Source organism: Streptomyces sp. NPDC050211, assembly GCF_040656035.1.
Classification (GTDB): domain Bacteria; phylum Actinomycetota; class Actinomycetes; order Streptomycetales; family Streptomycetaceae; genus Streptomyces.
This window is the reverse complement of record NZ_JBFALC010000036.1, coordinates 85,593-100,040: the sequence shown is the minus strand read 5'-3', so window position 1 is coordinate 100,040 and position 14,448 is coordinate 85,593. Positions and strand designations below refer to the sequence as shown.

Annotated in this window: 16 protein-coding genes and 1 pseudogene; 9 read left to right on the top strand and 8 right to left on the bottom strand. The window is 67.5% G+C overall.

The window, feature by feature from the left end; genetic code table 11:
- Window positions 1-638: hypothetical protein (locus AB0I98_RS30350; RefSeq protein ID WP_362947602.1), on the top strand; the 638-nt coding region annotated here is incomplete at its 5' end.
- Between the two features lie 59 nt (window positions 639-697).
- Here AB0I98_RS30350 and AB0I98_RS30345 read toward each other — a convergent pair.
- Complete coding sequence (locus AB0I98_RS30345) at window positions 698-844, bottom strand: hypothetical protein (RefSeq protein WP_362947601.1); 147 nt, start codon at window positions 842-844, stop codon at window positions 698-700.
- A 496-nt stretch (window positions 845-1,340) separates the two neighbouring features.
- Between AB0I98_RS30345 and AB0I98_RS30340 the strand changes: the two genes are divergently transcribed.
- The 3 genes and pseudogenes from AB0I98_RS30340 (at window position 1,341) to AB0I98_RS30330 (ending at window position 3,784) form a co-directional block, all read left to right on the top strand.
- Complete coding sequence (locus AB0I98_RS30340; protein ID WP_362947599.1) at window positions 1,341-2,000, top strand: hypothetical protein; 660 nt, start codon at window positions 1,341-1,343, stop codon at window positions 1,998-2,000.
- Between the two features lie 42 nt (window positions 2,001-2,042).
- A complete protein-coding gene (locus tag AB0I98_RS30335) occupies window positions 2,043-2,720 on the top strand; it encodes a hypothetical protein (protein ID WP_362947598.1) in 678 nt (225 codons plus the stop codon).
- Window positions 2,721-2,787: 67 nt separating this feature from the next.
- Window positions 2,788-3,784, top strand: a pseudogene (locus tag AB0I98_RS30330) (IS5 family transposase).
- 19 nt (window positions 3,785-3,803) lie between these two features.
- On the opposite strand, the gene AB0I98_RS30325 reads toward AB0I98_RS30330, so the two are convergent.
- Both AB0I98_RS30325 and AB0I98_RS30320 read right to left on the bottom strand, forming a co-directional pair.
- The gene (locus AB0I98_RS30325) at window positions 3,804-4,157 is read right to left on the bottom strand and encodes a hypothetical protein (RefSeq protein ID WP_362947597.1); all 354 of its coding nucleotides are present in this window, start codon (window positions 4,155-4,157) and stop codon (window positions 3,804-3,806) included.
- 96 nt (window positions 4,158-4,253) lie between these two features.
- Entirely contained in the window at window positions 4,254-5,738 is a 1,485-nt protein-coding gene (locus tag AB0I98_RS30320) for a hypothetical protein (protein ID WP_362947596.1), read from the bottom strand.
- A gap of 201 nt (window positions 5,739-5,939) precedes the next feature.
- On the opposite strand from AB0I98_RS30320, the gene AB0I98_RS30315 reads away from it, so the two are divergent.
- On the top strand, window positions 5,940-6,062 hold the full coding sequence (locus tag AB0I98_RS30315; protein WP_362947594.1) for a hypothetical protein: 123 nt from the start codon (window positions 5,940-5,942) through the stop codon (window positions 6,060-6,062).
- Between the two features lie 56 nt (window positions 6,063-6,118).
- Here the strand turns inward: AB0I98_RS30315 and AB0I98_RS30310 are convergent, their stop codons facing one another.
- The 4 genes from AB0I98_RS30310 to AB0I98_RS30295 all read right to left on the bottom strand — a co-directional run bounded on the left by AB0I98_RS30310 (window position 6,119) and on the right by AB0I98_RS30295 (window position 10,088).
- Complete coding sequence (locus tag AB0I98_RS30310) at window positions 6,119-6,655, bottom strand: DinB family protein (RefSeq protein ID WP_362947593.1); 537 nt, start codon at window positions 6,653-6,655, stop codon at window positions 6,119-6,121.
- Between the two features lie 224 nt (window positions 6,656-6,879).
- Complete coding sequence (locus tag AB0I98_RS30305; protein WP_362947591.1) at window positions 6,880-7,773, bottom strand: alpha/beta hydrolase-fold protein; 894 nt, start codon at window positions 7,771-7,773, stop codon at window positions 6,880-6,882.
- A gap of 32 nt (window positions 7,774-7,805) precedes the next feature.
- A complete protein-coding gene (locus AB0I98_RS30300; protein ID WP_362947589.1) occupies window positions 7,806-9,044 on the bottom strand; it encodes an MFS transporter in 1,239 nt (412 codons plus the stop codon).
- A gap of 135 nt (window positions 9,045-9,179) precedes the next feature.
- Entirely contained in the window at window positions 9,180-10,088 is a 909-nt protein-coding gene (locus AB0I98_RS30295) for an alpha/beta fold hydrolase (RefSeq protein WP_362947588.1), read from the bottom strand.
- Window positions 10,089-10,263: 175 nt separating this feature from the next.
- Between AB0I98_RS30295 and AB0I98_RS30290 the strand changes: the two genes are divergently transcribed.
- Window positions 10,264-10,851, top strand: coding sequence for a TetR/AcrR family transcriptional regulator (locus AB0I98_RS30290; protein ID WP_362947586.1), 588 nt, complete (start codon window positions 10,264-10,266; stop codon window positions 10,849-10,851).
- 46 nt (window positions 10,852-10,897) lie between these two features.
- Window positions 10,898-11,470 (top strand): GNAT family N-acetyltransferase, encoded by a 573-nt coding sequence (locus tag AB0I98_RS30285; protein WP_362947585.1) that lies wholly within the window; start codon window positions 10,898-10,900, stop codon window positions 11,468-11,470.
- A gap of 27 nt (window positions 11,471-11,497) precedes the next feature.
- Here AB0I98_RS30285 and AB0I98_RS30280 read toward each other — a convergent pair whose 3' ends face one another.
- Window positions 11,498-12,757, bottom strand: a complete 1,260-nt coding sequence (locus AB0I98_RS30280) for an SLC13 family permease (protein ID WP_362947583.1) — start codon at window positions 12,755-12,757, stop codon at window positions 11,498-11,500.
- Window positions 12,758-12,889: 132 nt separating this feature from the next.
- Here AB0I98_RS30280 and AB0I98_RS30275 point away from each other — a divergent pair, with 132 nt between their 5' ends.
- Both AB0I98_RS30275 and AB0I98_RS30270 read left to right on the top strand, forming a co-directional pair.
- Window positions 12,890-13,363, top strand: coding sequence for a carboxymuconolactone decarboxylase family protein (locus AB0I98_RS30275; RefSeq protein WP_362947582.1), 474 nt, complete (start codon window positions 12,890-12,892; stop codon window positions 13,361-13,363).
- Window positions 13,364-13,557: 194 nt separating this feature from the next.
- The gene (locus AB0I98_RS30270; protein ID WP_362947581.1) at window positions 13,558-14,442 is read left to right on the top strand and encodes a patatin-like phospholipase family protein; all 885 of its coding nucleotides are present in this window, start codon (window positions 13,558-13,560) and stop codon (window positions 14,440-14,442) included.
- Window positions 14,443-14,448 lie beyond the last annotated feature (6 nt).

Sequence of the window (14,448 nt, the reverse complement as noted above, 5' to 3'; positions counted from 1 at the left end):
ATCCGGAACGCGGGTGGGGCGGTCGCCTGATGGACCGCAAGCCCGGGGCAAAGCGCCCCGGGTCACTCAAACCGATCTTTGCGGGACAGCCCTTAAAAATGCACAACGCAGCACAGATTAAGATCACTCAGGCTGGGATCCGGCGCGATATCAGACGTCAGTGCCTGCTATTCCTCGATGGCCATATGTCTGCAGCTGTTGGAGGTAGGGTCCCCATTCCAGCACAGAAACATGAAGTAGTCATCACCCGTCTTAATGTCGTACGTCTGGTAATCGCAATCGCTATCTCCGCCATCAGTCACCGTCAATACAAGGCTGGCGGATCCCTCCCAGGTGCCTCTCCAGAGCGTACCTTTGACGCCGTAACCGTCGGCTCTTGTGTCGCAGACCACGAACTTGTCACCGTCGTCGATGTGCTCCATAGCGCCGCGATCGTTCGCGAGCCACAGGGTCCTATTGCCTACGTAAGCATGTGCAGGCGACGACGCGAGCAACATCATCGCACCCACGGCCGCAATGCCGACTACTCCTCGGATCGAATTTCTTATTTTCATTTCGCTAAGCATTCCCTGCCAATTGAAGCAAAGCAATATGACGGCGATATTCCGCTTGTAACTCTTCTGTGCGGATCCCCGTAAAGGGGCTTACATCAGATGTTGTCCGAAACCTCACCTCACGCCTCAGGTGTGATGCGTGCTCAGCCCGTGAGACCGAGTTCGCGTAGGGCGTCGGCCGGGCGGTTTCGGTAGTGGTCGTGTGCGGCGGCGTTGTTCTTCCATCCGGCGAGGTGGGCGAGGCTGATCGCCAGGCTGCGGAAGGTGGCGAGGGCTCGGGGAAGCTTCACATTGCCGCAGCCCATGGTCTGCGGTAGGACATGAGTCCGGCCTGACGTGTCGGCCCCCGTTACGCCTGTTGCCTGGGATCAGTGTTTGTGATCGCTTCGCGGATTCTGGGGTCCGTATCGCTCTGGCGAAGCAGACCGACGAGGTGCTGTGCGCAGCGTGGGTGTTCCTTGAGTACGGCGGCCAGGAGGAGAGCGGGTTCGCCTGTGAGGGTTCGCAGCCATGCCGGGATGTGGTCCCGCGCCTTGCACTGGTTCCAGATGCCGTCCCAGGTGCACATCGTGCGAGCGGCCTCATCCAGCAGGTTCCACGCGCTTTGGGCTGCACTCCCCGTTCTGACCTCAGCTTCCGTCAATGCGCGGTAGTAGCAGGACCCGATTCAATGACGCCACGCCAGGTCCGGCGATAGCCCTCGCGGAGCGGCCCGCCGACAAGGTCGAGGATCTCCGAGACTGCGTCCATCATCGGCGTCGGGTCTCCCGACTCACACAGGTGCAGGTGCCCTTCAAGCAGGGCGGTCCCGCGCTGATCGTCCGCCTCCAGAAGACGCCGTGGCAGCCACTTTCCACGGCCGATCCAGGCGTGGTGGTAGTCGCAGAGCAGATCGGCCGCAGCATTGAGAACGAGCCCGGCCACCGCAAGACGCTCGAATCGGTCACTCGTGTCGGCGAGATCGTCCAGCGCGTCCGTCAGCCCATACCTCTTCGTCTCGACTGTCTGCGGTTCCAGCGCCGGCGGACCCTCGCGGAGGTCCGCTTCGGCCAGGGCGCGGGCACGCCCGGCCCCACCATTTGTATCGACGAGGACGAGACCGGTGGCATACATGCTCTGCATGACCGCACGACGCGCAGCAACGTCCGCAGCGAAGAGGTCCACGAGACCGGCACGGGTATGGACGAAGAGCTCCACGACACAGCCCTCGAACCGGATCGTCTCCCGGCGAGTCTCGCCGCCGTCTCCGATGAGTATCGCCAGGTCCAGGTCACTACTGGGAGTGGCTCGCCCGGCGGCCGTCGACCTGGCAAGAATCACGGCCTGCGCATCGGGGAAACGGTCATGGGCAACACGTCGCGCCTGGTCAACTGGGTTTACGTTCATAGCGGTCGGCGTTCCGGAACTCTTAATCAAAGGCGACTGAATTTCTACTCCACGGCGTGACCACTACAGACCGTGACGGATCCGAGGCACTGACATTCACCGGTGTCCAACCTGCTGAGCGTTCAGCAGTTCCCTACCGGGCACAACACGATCGCCCCCGCGCGGGAGCTAGGCCGCGTTTGGAGTCGTGATCCCTATTGCGATGTGCTCGTGTTGGTCGATACTCGCGGTATGCAGATGGTGGTCCACCCCGAGTCAGGCTTGAGCAAGGCCACTTGGACGGAGCGGGACCTTGACGCGATGTCGTTTGACTCGTGCCAGATCCACGCCCTCGCCGTCACCGACGACGAGGGCCCGCCCGACGACCTGACCCCCGAGGAGTTCCTCGAGCAGGACGACATCGATGACACCGCACCGTCGGCCCTGCAACTGCACCTCGACCTCGATTACATCGTGCGCCGGGTCGAGCCGCCGTCGCCCTGGCGGGACGACAAGTTCTGGGTCTCACCGGCCACGCTGGTCTTCGACTGCATGGGGCCGATATCCGGCGACCTGCGCTCCATCCAGCTGCCGCTGCAAATGAGGAGGCTGCAACAGGTAGGGCCGACGCTCCCCCGCAGTGAGAGGCGGTGGTACCACCTGGAGGGCGCTGGCTTCCTCCTGAAGTTCAGCGCCTGGAGTTTCACCCTTCACCTGCGCCAACCGCCGCGATACGGCAGGCGAGTGCTACGGATGGCCGACCGCGGAGGGATCAGCTTCGAACCGCGCTCTTTCACCTAGGGCGTGTCTAGAGTTGTGAGGTTCAGTTTCGGTCCGGTGGATGCCGTCGGGTTGGTAGAACCCTGATGTGACCCGGCGCGAGTTGATCGATGCTGAGTGGGTTTTGATCGAGCCGTTTTTGCCGATCGGGCGGTTCGGCCCCTATCCCAAGCGGTTGCGTGAGCAGTTCGAGGGTGTGATCTGGCGGTTCCGGACTGGGAGCCAGTGGCGGGAGATGCCCGAGAAGTTCGGCGCTTGGCAGACGGTGTACGACCGGTTCACGCAGTGGCGGGACGCTGGGGTGTTCGCTGCCTTGATGGACGTGATGATCGCTGAGGCTGCCGCTCGCGGTGAGACGGATCTGTCGCTGGTCAGCGTGGATTCCACGGTGGCCCGGGTGCACCACGACGCGGCCGGGATGATCGTGGATCCGGCGGTGCTGGCGGCGCTGGAGCAGGCCGTGGCTGAGGAAAAGGGGCGGCCGATACCGGGCAAATCGGTCCGCTGACCGAGCAGGAACAGGCACGCCAGGACGCGCGGGCCGAGCGTCGACGAACCGGCGCCGGCATCGCGCCCGGCTGACGGCGGCTGCATTGGGACGCTCGCGCGGCGGGCTGACGTGCAAGGTCCATCTGGCCGCGGACCGGCGCTGCCGTCCGCTGGCGTTCGTGCTCACTCCCGGACAGGCCGCCGACAGCCCGCGGTTCGTGCCGGTATTGGAGAAGGTGAAGGTATGCGGGCCCATCGGGCGTCCACGCACCCGCCTGGACGCGGTGGCCGCCGACAAGGCGTACTCCTCTCGGGTCAACCGCGCCTACCTGCGCAGACGAGGGATCAAGGCGGTCATCCCGGAAAAGGTCGACCAGGCGGCCCACCGTAAGAAGCGCGGAAGCGCCGGCGGCCGACCGGTCGCCTTCGACGCCGGACAATATAAGGACCGCAACACCGTGGAGCGCTGCATCAACAAGATCAAAGCGTGGCGTGGCCTAGCCACCCGATACGACAAGACACCCGACAGCTACATGGCGGGACTTCAGCTTCGCGGATCAATCATCTGGATCTGCAGCCTCCGCCCCGCCACATGAACGCAACTCCAGACAGGCCCTAGTAGCCGGGCGGGATCCGGTCCTGCGGCCCATCGGCAAACTCTGCCGCGCCGTCGTCCATCTGCGCCCGCTCGGCCACGGCCGGGTCGGACGAGTCCGAGACCAGCTCGGCGATGCGCAGGGTGCACTCCCACTCCGACAGCCTGCCTTTGATCACCACGAGGTATGACTCCTGGTCGGCGAAGCGGTACACGCGGCGCCGCTTCTCGATGATGTTTCTGCTCGGTACATATGTGTGGACCGCAGCACGGAGTGCCTTCAGTGCCTGGTCCTTGGTCTCCTGCCCCTCGCAGATGAACTCGGTCCTGTATACGTCGCTGTAGTACTGCGCGATCACGACCCAGTTGCCCATGCACTCCCCCTCGGCGCCGTCGCCAGTCAGCCATAGCTCGGCCCCCGGAGCAAGACCCGGGGTGGTCTGCTCGGCGCGCCGTCACGGTCGTTGTCCTCAACGGCCGTGCGGGGCGAGTGTCTCCCCGAATCGGGCGTCGGCGGTGGGGGCACGGAGCGTGCCGCCGTTGAAGGACCATGAGCGGTTGGTGGAGAGGCCGCCGCTGGTGCCGGGGAAGACCCAGACGCGGCCGTCGCCTGTGTCCTCGCCGGGGGCGGAGGCGATCAGGCTGGCCCTGAGGTTGCGGTCGGCGTCGATGAGTCGCAGGGCGCCGCCGAACTGGTCGGCCTTCTCCGGGGTGCCGGGGACGGCACTGGGGCTCTGGCTGAGGGTGCGGATGCCGTGCGTGGTCAGGCCGGTGGCGGAGCCGCGCATCACCCAGACGGTGCCCGCGTCGAGGTCGGTGCCCATGTCGTTGCCCGGGGCGCCGATCGCGACGTCGCCGTAGCCGTCACCGTCGATGTCACCGACGCTCACGGCACCCCCGAAGCGGTCGCCGACCCGGTTGACGCCCGGGACGCCGGGCGAGTTCTGAGTCCAGAACTGCCTGCTGCCCGGGCCGCCGGGTCCGCCGAAGTGGACGTAGATGACGCCGGCGCCGGAAGGGTTGCCTGCGGAATCGCGCTCGGCGGGCGAGCCCACGACGAGGTCGGCGTAACCGTCCTTGTTGACGTCGCCCGAGGCACCGACCGGGCCACCGCCGGATATCTCATAGCGGTCCGCCCACCCACCGCCTCCCCCGGACACGTAGACCGCCCTGCCGTACAGGCCCGCCTGGCCGTAGCTCCCGGTCCCGAGAATGACGAGGTCGTCCGCGCGGTCCTTGTTGTAGTCGCCCATGGTGAGCGAGGCGGGACGGAAATCCGCGGGTACGAAGTAGGACAGCGCGGTGTAGTCCGAGGTCATGACCCGGCCGTAGGGCATGACTTGGAAGCTGAAGGCCCACAAGGTGCCCTTGGAGATGATGGCGACCGACGAGTCGACAATCTTGAACCACCCGGCGGCCAGTCCCATCCCGAAGCGGTTGCCCGCCACCGGGGTGATCTCCCGCAGCCATCGGCTGTCGGTGGCCTGCAGCCCGGTCGCGGAGCCGAACAGCACGGTGGCCGAGCCCGCGTCGACGGCGGAGCCGACGTCCTTGCCGGGGGCGCCGACGACGAGGTCGTCGTAGCCGTCGCGGTCCACATCGGCCGTGGCGGTGGCATGGCCGAACCGGTCGTCGCTCTGTGCGAGACCTTCCACGCCGGGGGTGCTCATGCTGAACGTCGCCCGCCGGGAGGTGGAGAGGCCGGTCGCCGAGCCGTACAGAACGGCGACGTAGCCGGCGCCCTTCTTGCCGCTGACCGTGGCGCCAGGGGCAGAGACGACGAGATCGCGGTAGCCGTCGCTGTTGAAGTCGTCGTGGGTGATGGGCGCGGGGGCGGCGGTGGCCGACGTGGTCGTCGCGGTGATCGTGGCGCCGATCGTCAGCAGTACGGTCGCCGCGGCCGTGGCGGTCGTCCGGCTCGTCCTGCGTCTGCTGGTGGGTCGCTTGGTGCGCACGATGCGCCTCCCGGGATCGCGGCATGGCCGGGCGTGGAGTGGCGGGTTCGGCGAGGGGCCCGTCCCCCGCCGTCGCCGGTTGGACCCGGGAGCGGGCCGAAGGGTTGCGCCGTGCAAGGGAGTTGCGGTCCACCCTTTGGGGACGTTCTCAAGGTTCGGCGGCAGAGGGCCGTCCGCTCGCCTCGAAGCCCAGCGGCACAGGTGCTCGAACGCCACGAACGCCCTCACTCCGGCTCGAACGACGAGATCATCACCGACACCGCGGCGCACTTCTTCACCATGCTCGCGTGCGCCGGAATCCTGGTCCCCTGGTACTCGGAGTAGCCAACTGGGCAGTTCTGGCCGCGGTTGCGTGATGGCCGCGCCGGCAAGAGGGCGGGTTACTCGCCGACGGCACCGTCGATGGCTTCACGGAGGAGGTCAGCGTGGCCGACATGGCGGGCATACTCCTCGATCACATGCGCGAGGACGAACCGCACATCGGTGTCACCGAATTCCGGGTTCGGCACGAGGCGTGCAGGGTCGTCGGTCACCCGCGAGAAGACCTGCCGCGACTCCTCGCACGCCTTCAGGTAGTCCTCATAGACGTCCCTGGCCGACGTAGGGTCTGACTCGTCGTACCACTCGTCACCGGCAGCGGTGACGTAGGTCCGATGGGGAAAGAACTGAGGGGTTGTCCCCGCCAGCGTCCGCTGGAACCAGGCACGCTCGACTCCCTGCAAATGGCGCATGAGCCCCAGCAGGGTCAACTCTGACGACCGCACAGGCCGTTGCCGCAGTTGCGCCTCCGAGAGGCCCTCGCACTTCCACAGGAAGGTGGCACGGTGGTAGTCGAGGTTCGAAGCGATCACCTCCAGCCACGGGCCCGATACCGCGCGCACGGGTCGAACGATCTTCTGGACCACGATGTCGTCCACCCTGGGGTCTCCCTACTCGTCAACAGGCTCAGTCGAGTGCACGCGCCGATTCCGGGACTGGGCGATGGCGCCCTACTGCCACCCAGCGTCGCGTCCACACAAGAAGACCCCCTTTCCCATCGAAACTCATCGCCTGGTGTGAGCTGCCGGATGGTTATGACCGGGCGCCTCCGCGAAGGGGCGCCCCGTTGAGGCTGGGCCCAGTCGCACCTCGGCCGTAGCCGTCACAGCACCGCGGAAGTCGCTTCACCCGAGCCCACCGACTGGTGCGAGTGATCAGCAGACCGCCACAACCAGCGCAGGGCATCTGGGAGCAGGACACCACCATGGTTGGGGCTGTGGCCGCCATCACCCAGGACGAGGCGGAAGTCGTACCCGGATTCTGCGAGTGCTGCCGCGACACGCAGGTTTTCGGCGAGCCAGTTCGCCTCGGGCTCGTTCCAGTGCAGGTCGCGATGGCCCGCCTGCAGGAAGATGCGCAGCGGCTTGCGGGGGACGCGGGGAACGAGTTCGGGGTACGGGTTGCCGTGCGGCATCTGCGCGAAGCTGGACAGGTACCCGATGACGCGGCGGAACTTGTCCGGGCGTAGCCACGCCGCGGTGAAGGCGCAGTTGCCGCCGCTGCTGCCACCGCAGATGCCCCACTGATCGGGGTCCTCGGCGATCGAGTAGCGCTTGCTGACCTCGGGGACGATCTCGTTCAGGAGGAAACTGACGTAGCGATCGTCGAATGCGTCGTACTCTGTGTTGCGGTTCTTCGGATCCTCGGCGTCGGGGAAGACGCCGGGGTCGACGAACACGCCGATGGTGACCGGGATGTCACCACGGTGCATGAGGTTGTCCAGGACGATCGCCCCGCGGACCTCACCTGCGGGATCCAGGTACCACCATCCGTCCTGGAACACCATGAGCGACGCTGGGTTGGCAGGGTTGTAACGCGCTGGCACGTGGACCCAGAACTTCCGCGACGTGCCGGGGTATATCGCGCTGTCGTTCCAGTCGAACTCGATCGTTTCCCCGACGGGCACGTCCGACTGTAGAGCCGAGTCGGGGCCGTGGACGTAGCGAACGTCCGACTGGTCAACCGGAATTGGCCGGTAGGGCACCTCGATCGTCACACGGGCCAACCTAGGAGAGATCGCGAACCGTCTCAACGGGGTTTGGGGCCTGCACCAGTTGGCTCGACTTTGGGGTACTCGGTCTGCTTCGTGGGCGACCTCGCGTGATGTGCGGCTACGGCCATGACGAGGACGGATGCCAGGACGATGCCGGCGCCTACGTAGAGCGGTGCGGTGTAGCCGAGGCCCGCGGTGATGGCCAGGCCTCCGAGCCAGGCGCCGAGGGCGTTGCCGAGGTTGGACGCGGACACGTTGGCGCTGGCGGCGAGTGCCGCTCCGTGGGCGTAGTCGGTGACGCGGGTGATCATGCCGGGGACGCCAGCGAATCCGAACAGGCCCATCAGAAAGACCAGGATGACTGAAGCGGTGGCGCTGCTCGCCAGCAGGCCGAACGCGGCCAGGGTGATGGTGAGTCCGAGCAGGGCGAGGACCAGGGCGCGATCACGGTCGCGGTCGGCCGCTCGTCCGCCGATCAGGTTCCCGACGACCAGGCCGACGCCGTACACCATCAACAGCCAGGCGACATCGGCGGAGGAGAATCCGCCGACCTCGGTGAAGGTGTAGGCGATGTAGCTGAACGCGCCGAACATCCCGCCGTAACTGAGTGCGGTGGCCGTCAGGGTCAGCCAGACCTGCCAGGACCGGAACGCGCGGAACTGGGCCCTCAAGCCGATGGGCGGCATCGGGTCGGAGCTGCCCGCCGCAGTCGGAGGGCGTGTTTCTCCCGCGCTGGCGGGGACGAGGGCGACGATGCCCGCGAGGGCGAGTACGCCGATTCCGGTGACTGCCCAGAAGGCCGCTCGCCAGCCCCAGCGCTCACCGATGAGCGCGCCGAACGGCACGCCGAGCACGTTCGCGACGGTCAGCCCGGCGAACATGACCGCCACCGCACGGGACTTCTTTTCCGGCGCGACCAGGCTGCGAGCGACCAGCGAGCCGATACCGAAGAACGAACCGTGGCAGAGCGCGGCGACGATCCGCCCGAGCAGCATCACCGGGTAGTTCGGCGCAACCGCCGACAGCAGGTTGCCGATGACGAACAACCCCACCAGGCCGACGAGGATGACCTTGCGGGGCAGCCGCGCCGTCGCCGCGGTCAGCGTGATCGCGCCGACCGCGACACTCAACGCGTACCCGGAGATCAGCCAGCCCGCCGCCGCCTCGGACACCCCGAAACTCGACGCCACCTGCGGCAGCAGCCCGGCGATCAGGAACTCGGTCAGACCGATGCCGAAGCCGCCGAGTGCCAGCGCGATGAGTCCACTCGGCATCAGTCGCTCTCCGATCGCGAGCCCAACGAGTCATGGGGCAGCGGGAGTTCCAGCCGTGGCCGGCCCGCTGTGCCATCAGGGGAACGGAGTTCGGCAGGCGATGTCCATGGACTCGACGACGGAGCGCATGCACTTTCACTTGGATTCGATGCGGCCCAGTGGATTGCTGCTCGCCGTCAATGCCATGCGGGCTGCCGACCAGCTGGAGTCCTGCGGGTCGAGCGCGCTGCGAAGGTAGGCCCAGGTGAGCCGTTGGATCAGGGCGACTCGTTCGGGGTTCTCGTCCGTTGTTTCCTTGGCTTCGTAGCCGGGGATTCCGCCCAGCGAGTGTTCCGCCCCGAACACGGTGAGCAGGCTCTTGCTGCCGGGGCTCAAGAAATAGGGGTCGGCGCACCAGTCCGGCCCCCGCACGCTCAGCGGTGAGTCGTCCTGATCCCCCGCGATCACGAGGGTCGGCGTGGTCATGTCCTCGAAGCTCGGGTTCATGAACGGGAAGCGCTCGGCAGCGAACGGTGTCAGGTCGGCGCCGCCCTGTCCGGCCGTGGCGAGCAGTACGCCCGCTTTGATGCGCGAGTCGGAAAGGTCCTCTCCCTTTTTGTTCTGCTCATCAAGGACTCGCAGGCCCAGCAGATTGCCGGCGGTCTGGCCGCCGAAGGAGTGGCCGGCTGCGGCGATACGGCTTCGGTCCAGGCGGCCGCTGAGGCCCGGCACGGCGGCTTCCAGGAGATCTAGGTGGTCGAGGATGCGCTTCATGTCCTCGACTCGGTAACGCCAGATCCGTGGTGTGCGGGGATCGTTCAGGGGGAGGGCCAGGGTCCTGGAGTCGAGATGGGTGGGTTGGATGACGACGAATCCGTGAGCGGCCCAGAAGTCGGCCAGCGGTCCGTAGCCGTCCAGCGATGAGCCGAAGCCGTGTGAGAAGACAATGAGGGGCAGTTCGTGTCCGGCCGTGGGGGCGGTGACGCGCACATGGAGTTCGTGTCCACGGCCCGGCGCCGGCAGCAATATCGGCTTCACGGAGACGATGGGAGGGGGTGCGCTCATGGCTGGATCCATGGTTGCCCTGGCTGATTCGGCCATGGGGCGGCCTTCCTTTCAGCTGTTGCGCGGTTGACGCCCTGGGTCTGGCATCATGAAGAAGTGGGACTGTGTCCCGTTTAATAGATACGGGACAGTGTCCCGTTTAGCAAGCAAGCACGGCAGCGAAGGGAAGGGCGCGGTGAACGAAGACGATCGGGACGCGGGACGCGCAGCGCGGCCCAAACGGGCCGACGCCCGGCGCAACCAGGAGACCCTGCTCGACGCGGCCGCCGCGGTCTTCGTCACGGCAGGCGTGGAAGCGCCGATCCGCGACATCGCCGCCAAGGCCGGCGTCGGAACGGCCACGATCTACCGTCACTTCCCGACGCGAGCGGATCTCATCGTCGCCGTCTACCGCCACCAGGTCGACGCCCTCGCCGAGGCCGGCCCTGCCCTGCTGGCGAGCAGCGCGACTCCCCATGCCGCGCTCGGGCAATGGATCAACCTCTTCGTCGATTTCCTGGTCACCAAACACGGGCTCGCGGCCGTGCTGCAGTCCGACGACCCCTGCTTCGACCCCCTGCACTCCTACTTCCTCGACCGCCTCGTGCCCGTCTGCACCCAGCTCCTCGAAGCCGCCGCCGACGCCGGCGAGATCCGCCCCGGCCAGGACGCGTACGAGCTCATGCGCGGCGTCGGAGGGCTGTGCGCGGGCGCCGGCGGCAATCCCCGCTACGACGCGCGCCGACTGGTCGAACTCCTCATCGCCGGGCTGCGCCGACCGTAGTCACGGCGGCCGTGCGTGGCGATGAGGGCCGTGACATCGTGGGGCCATGACCATCGAGGTGCGCCCGGCTTCGGTCTTCGAGGATGTCCGCAAGGTGATCGGCCCGAAATCGCCCGAATCGACCGTCTGTTACTGCCTGAGCTACCGCATCCCGTCCAAGCTCAACAACCAGCTCCGCGGCCCGGCCCGCGGCGAGTTCGTGGCCGAGTTGTGCCGTGCCGATCCCCCTCCGGGGGTGCTCGCCTACGACGGTGACGAGCCCGTCGGCTGGGCCGCGGTGGCGCCCCGCTCGGACACCACCTTCGCGCGCAACCGCAAGATCCCGCACGTCGACGATCTGCCCGTCTGGTCGCTGTGGTGCATCCGCGTACGCGCCGGCCACCGCAAGCAGGGGATCACCCACCCGCTCATCGCCGGCGCGGTCGAGTTCGCCCGCGACCGGGGCGCCCCGGTGATCGAGGCATACCCCCTGGACAACGGCGACGCCAAGGTGGACCTCACGATGGCGTACGCCGGGCTGCGGAAGAACTTCGAACGCGCCGGATTCACCCACGCCGCCGACACCACCTCGGTACTGGCCGGTCATCCCCGGATCCTGATGCGACTCGACCTGCGCTGACCGGGCGGAAGGGCGAGCAAGGAGCCCTCACTCCCCCGTGATCTTCAGCGAGGCCCACAAGGCGAGCGTGGAGGCCAGCAGGGCGAGGGGGACGGTGAACAGGCCGAGGAGGGTGAACTCCTTGAGCCGGACGTCGTGATCATGGTGGTGGGCGATACGTCGCCACAGCAGCGTGGCCAGGGATCCGGCGTAGGTGAGGTTCGGGCCGATGTTGACGCCCAGCAGGACGGCCAGGATCGCGCCGGGCCCGGACGGTGCGGCCAGGGGCACGAGGGCGAGGACGGCGGGCAGGTTGTTGATCAGGTTCGCCAGGAGTGTGGCGAGCGCGGCGATGCCCAGCAGGGCGGGCAGCGTCGTGCCGTCGGGCAGGACATTCCCGAGGGCCCGGCCGAGGCCGTTGTCGACGACGGCCCGTACGACCACACCGAGGGCGAGGACGAAGGCGAGGAACGGCACGTCGGCTGAGCGTACGATCGCGGCCGGAGTCGTGTGCCGGCGAGCCAGGGCGCGTACGGCCATCACGGCCGCACCGGCCGCCGCCGACCAGGCCGGGTCGATGCCGAGTGCGGAAGCCACGACGAAGCCGGCGAGGGTGGCGGCGACCGTCACCAGCGCGAACAGTGGCAGCTCCGCAGGCTCTTCCGCCCCCGCCGGATCGGCCGGTGCGTCGAGTTCGGCGGCGAAGAAGCGGTGGAAGACGGCGTACTCGACGGCGATGGCCGCCAGCCATGGCAAGGTCATCAGCAACGCGAAACGTGTGAAGGTCAGTCCCGTCGCCGTGAATGCGAGCAGGTTCGTCAGGTTCGACACCGGCAACAGCAGGGACGCCGTGTTCGACAGATGCGCGCCGGCATACACGTGAGGGCGCGGCCGGACCCCCATCCGTGCGGCGGTGGCGAACACCACCGGCGTCAGCAGGACCACGGTGGCGTCCAGACTGAGCACGGCAGTGATCAGTGAGGCGAGAGCGAAGACCGCGCCCAGCAGCCTGTGCGGTCGGCGGCGGGACCAGCGGGCCATCCATGTCCCGCAGGCGTGGAAGAGCCCCTCGTCGTCACAGAGCTTGGCGAGCACCAGTACGGCGGCGAGGAAGCCGATCACCGGCCCGAGCCGGGCCGCCTCCTCCCGCACCTCCGCGATCGGAATCCCGCCGGCGGCGACCACGATGCCAGCAGCGGGTACCGCGAAGGCCGCCTCCGGCCAGCGGAAAGGGCGGACAACGGCACACACCAGCACCACGACCAGCGCGGCGACGGACAGGGACTCGAGCAGCACGGCATCGATCATCCACAGGACGCGTCAGGACTGGGGCACCGGCCCCCGGTACCTCTGAGGCCCCCACCACACCCCGCGCCCTGTCACAGGCCGCCGGCCTCTCCGGTCAATGGTGTGTATCCGCCACACCGCAAGGAGATCAGCATGGAATCGCGTCTCAACTACTTCGGCCACCCCCTCGCGGGCAAGGTGCTCAAGCACATCAACTCGGCCGGCAAGGTGGTTTCGGACTCCACACTGCCCCTCGCGACGCAGGAACTGGTGAAGCTCCGCGCCAGCCAGATCAACGGCTGTGGTTTCTGCACCGACATGCACACCAAGGACGCCATCGCGGTGGGAGAGACCGCGCAGCGCCTCCACCTGGTCGCGGCCTGGCGTGAGGCCACGGTCTTCACCGACGCCGAGCGCGCCGCGCTGGAACTGGCGGAGCAGGGCACCCGCATCGCCGACGCAGCCGGCGGTGTCACCGACGAGGCCTGGAGCAACGCGACGAAGTACTTCGACGAGGATCAGCTCGTCGCCCTGCTGTCCGTCATCGCCCTCATCAACGCGTACAACCGCATCAACGTCATCAACCAGCAGCCCGCAGGTGACTACCAGCCCGGCCAGTTCGGCTGACCGGCACCTGGCATCCATCGGTTCCCCGTTTCACCTGCCGACGGTGTCACACGCTGTGTGTCCGCCTGGTCCTGGTTGGAAAAGCAATCCGTTCGGTGCCACGGTGAGAAAGGTGCATCATGAGGGTTACCTGGCGTCAACGATCAGGCACATCGGCACGCTTCGTCTCCGGCGCAAGCGACTCCTCGGGGGGCTTGCACGCCCTTCCCCGTCCCGTGGCCGTGGTGGTGGGCGCCGGTGGTGTGCTCGGGGCGGCGCATGTCGGTGTCGGATACGCGCTGGAGCAGCGCGGATTCGTACCGGACATGATCATCGGAACCTCGGTGGGTGCCCTCAACGGGGCCATCGCGGCCGCCCATCCCGACCGGGCCGCGCCGTGGCTGGACCACGTGTGGACGCAGTTGCGTCGCCGTGAGGTGTATCCGCTCGGCTATCTGTCCTCGCGGGCCAGCGTCTTCACCGATCGCGGCCTGCGTCGACTGATCGCTCGGGCCGAACTGCCGTCGCGGATCGAGCAGTTGAAGGTGCCGTTCACCGCGGTGGCCATGGACCTGGTCACCGGCGCCCTGGCGCTGCTCGACCACGGAGACCTCCAGTCCGCGCTGCTGGCCAGCGCGGCCATTCCCGGAATGCTGCCCCCGGTGGATCGTGACGGCCGGACCCTCGTCGACGGCGGGGTGATCGCCTATGTCCCGGTGCTGGCAGCCCAGCAGGCCGGGGCGGCCAGCGTGGTCGTGGTGGCGACCGGGCCGGAGAGCTCGCCGTTGCCCACCACCCACCCGCCCCGACGTGCCAGTGCGATCGCAGCCAGGGCCGGGCTGCTGCTGTTGCACCATCAGATCGAGCGTGACCTGCACGAGGTGTCCCAGGACATTCCCACCGTCGTCCTGCCGACCGGCATCGAGTCCTGGCCCGCCCCCTGGGACTTCGGCCACTCCCAGCGGCTGATCAGCACCGCGTCCCGCACCGCGGGGCGCTTTCTCGACGGACTGCGCATCGACGGTCCGGGCCTGTACCGGGCGGACGACCCTCCGGCGACGTCCGCCAGTCCGGGCGAAGCATCCACTTCTTCCCTATAGGGGGTC

What these genes read in the sequence shown, in the direction of transcription:
- AB0I98_RS30325 (WP_362947597.1), bottom strand. Translation starts at nt 4,157, where the DNA reads ATGGGCAACTGGGTCGTGATCGCGCAGTACTACAGCGACGTATACAGG.
- AB0I98_RS30300 (WP_362947589.1), bottom strand. Translation starts at nt 9,044, where the DNA reads ATGCCGAGTGGACTCATCGCGCTGGCACTCGGCGGCTTCGGCATCGGT.
- AB0I98_RS30295 (WP_362947588.1), bottom strand. Translation starts at nt 10,088, where the DNA reads ATGAGCGCACCCCCTCCCATCGTCTCCGTGAAGCCGATATTGCTGCCG.
- AB0I98_RS30285 (WP_362947585.1), top strand. Translation starts at nt 10,898, where the DNA reads ATGACCATCGAGGTGCGCCCGGCTTCGGTCTTCGAGGATGTCCGCAAG.
- AB0I98_RS30280 (WP_362947583.1), bottom strand. Translation starts at nt 12,757, where the DNA reads ATGATCGATGCCGTGCTGCTCGAGTCCCTGTCCGTCGCCGCGCTGGTC.
- AB0I98_RS30275 (WP_362947582.1), top strand. Translation starts at nt 12,890, where the DNA reads ATGGAATCGCGTCTCAACTACTTCGGCCACCCCCTCGCGGGCAAGGTG.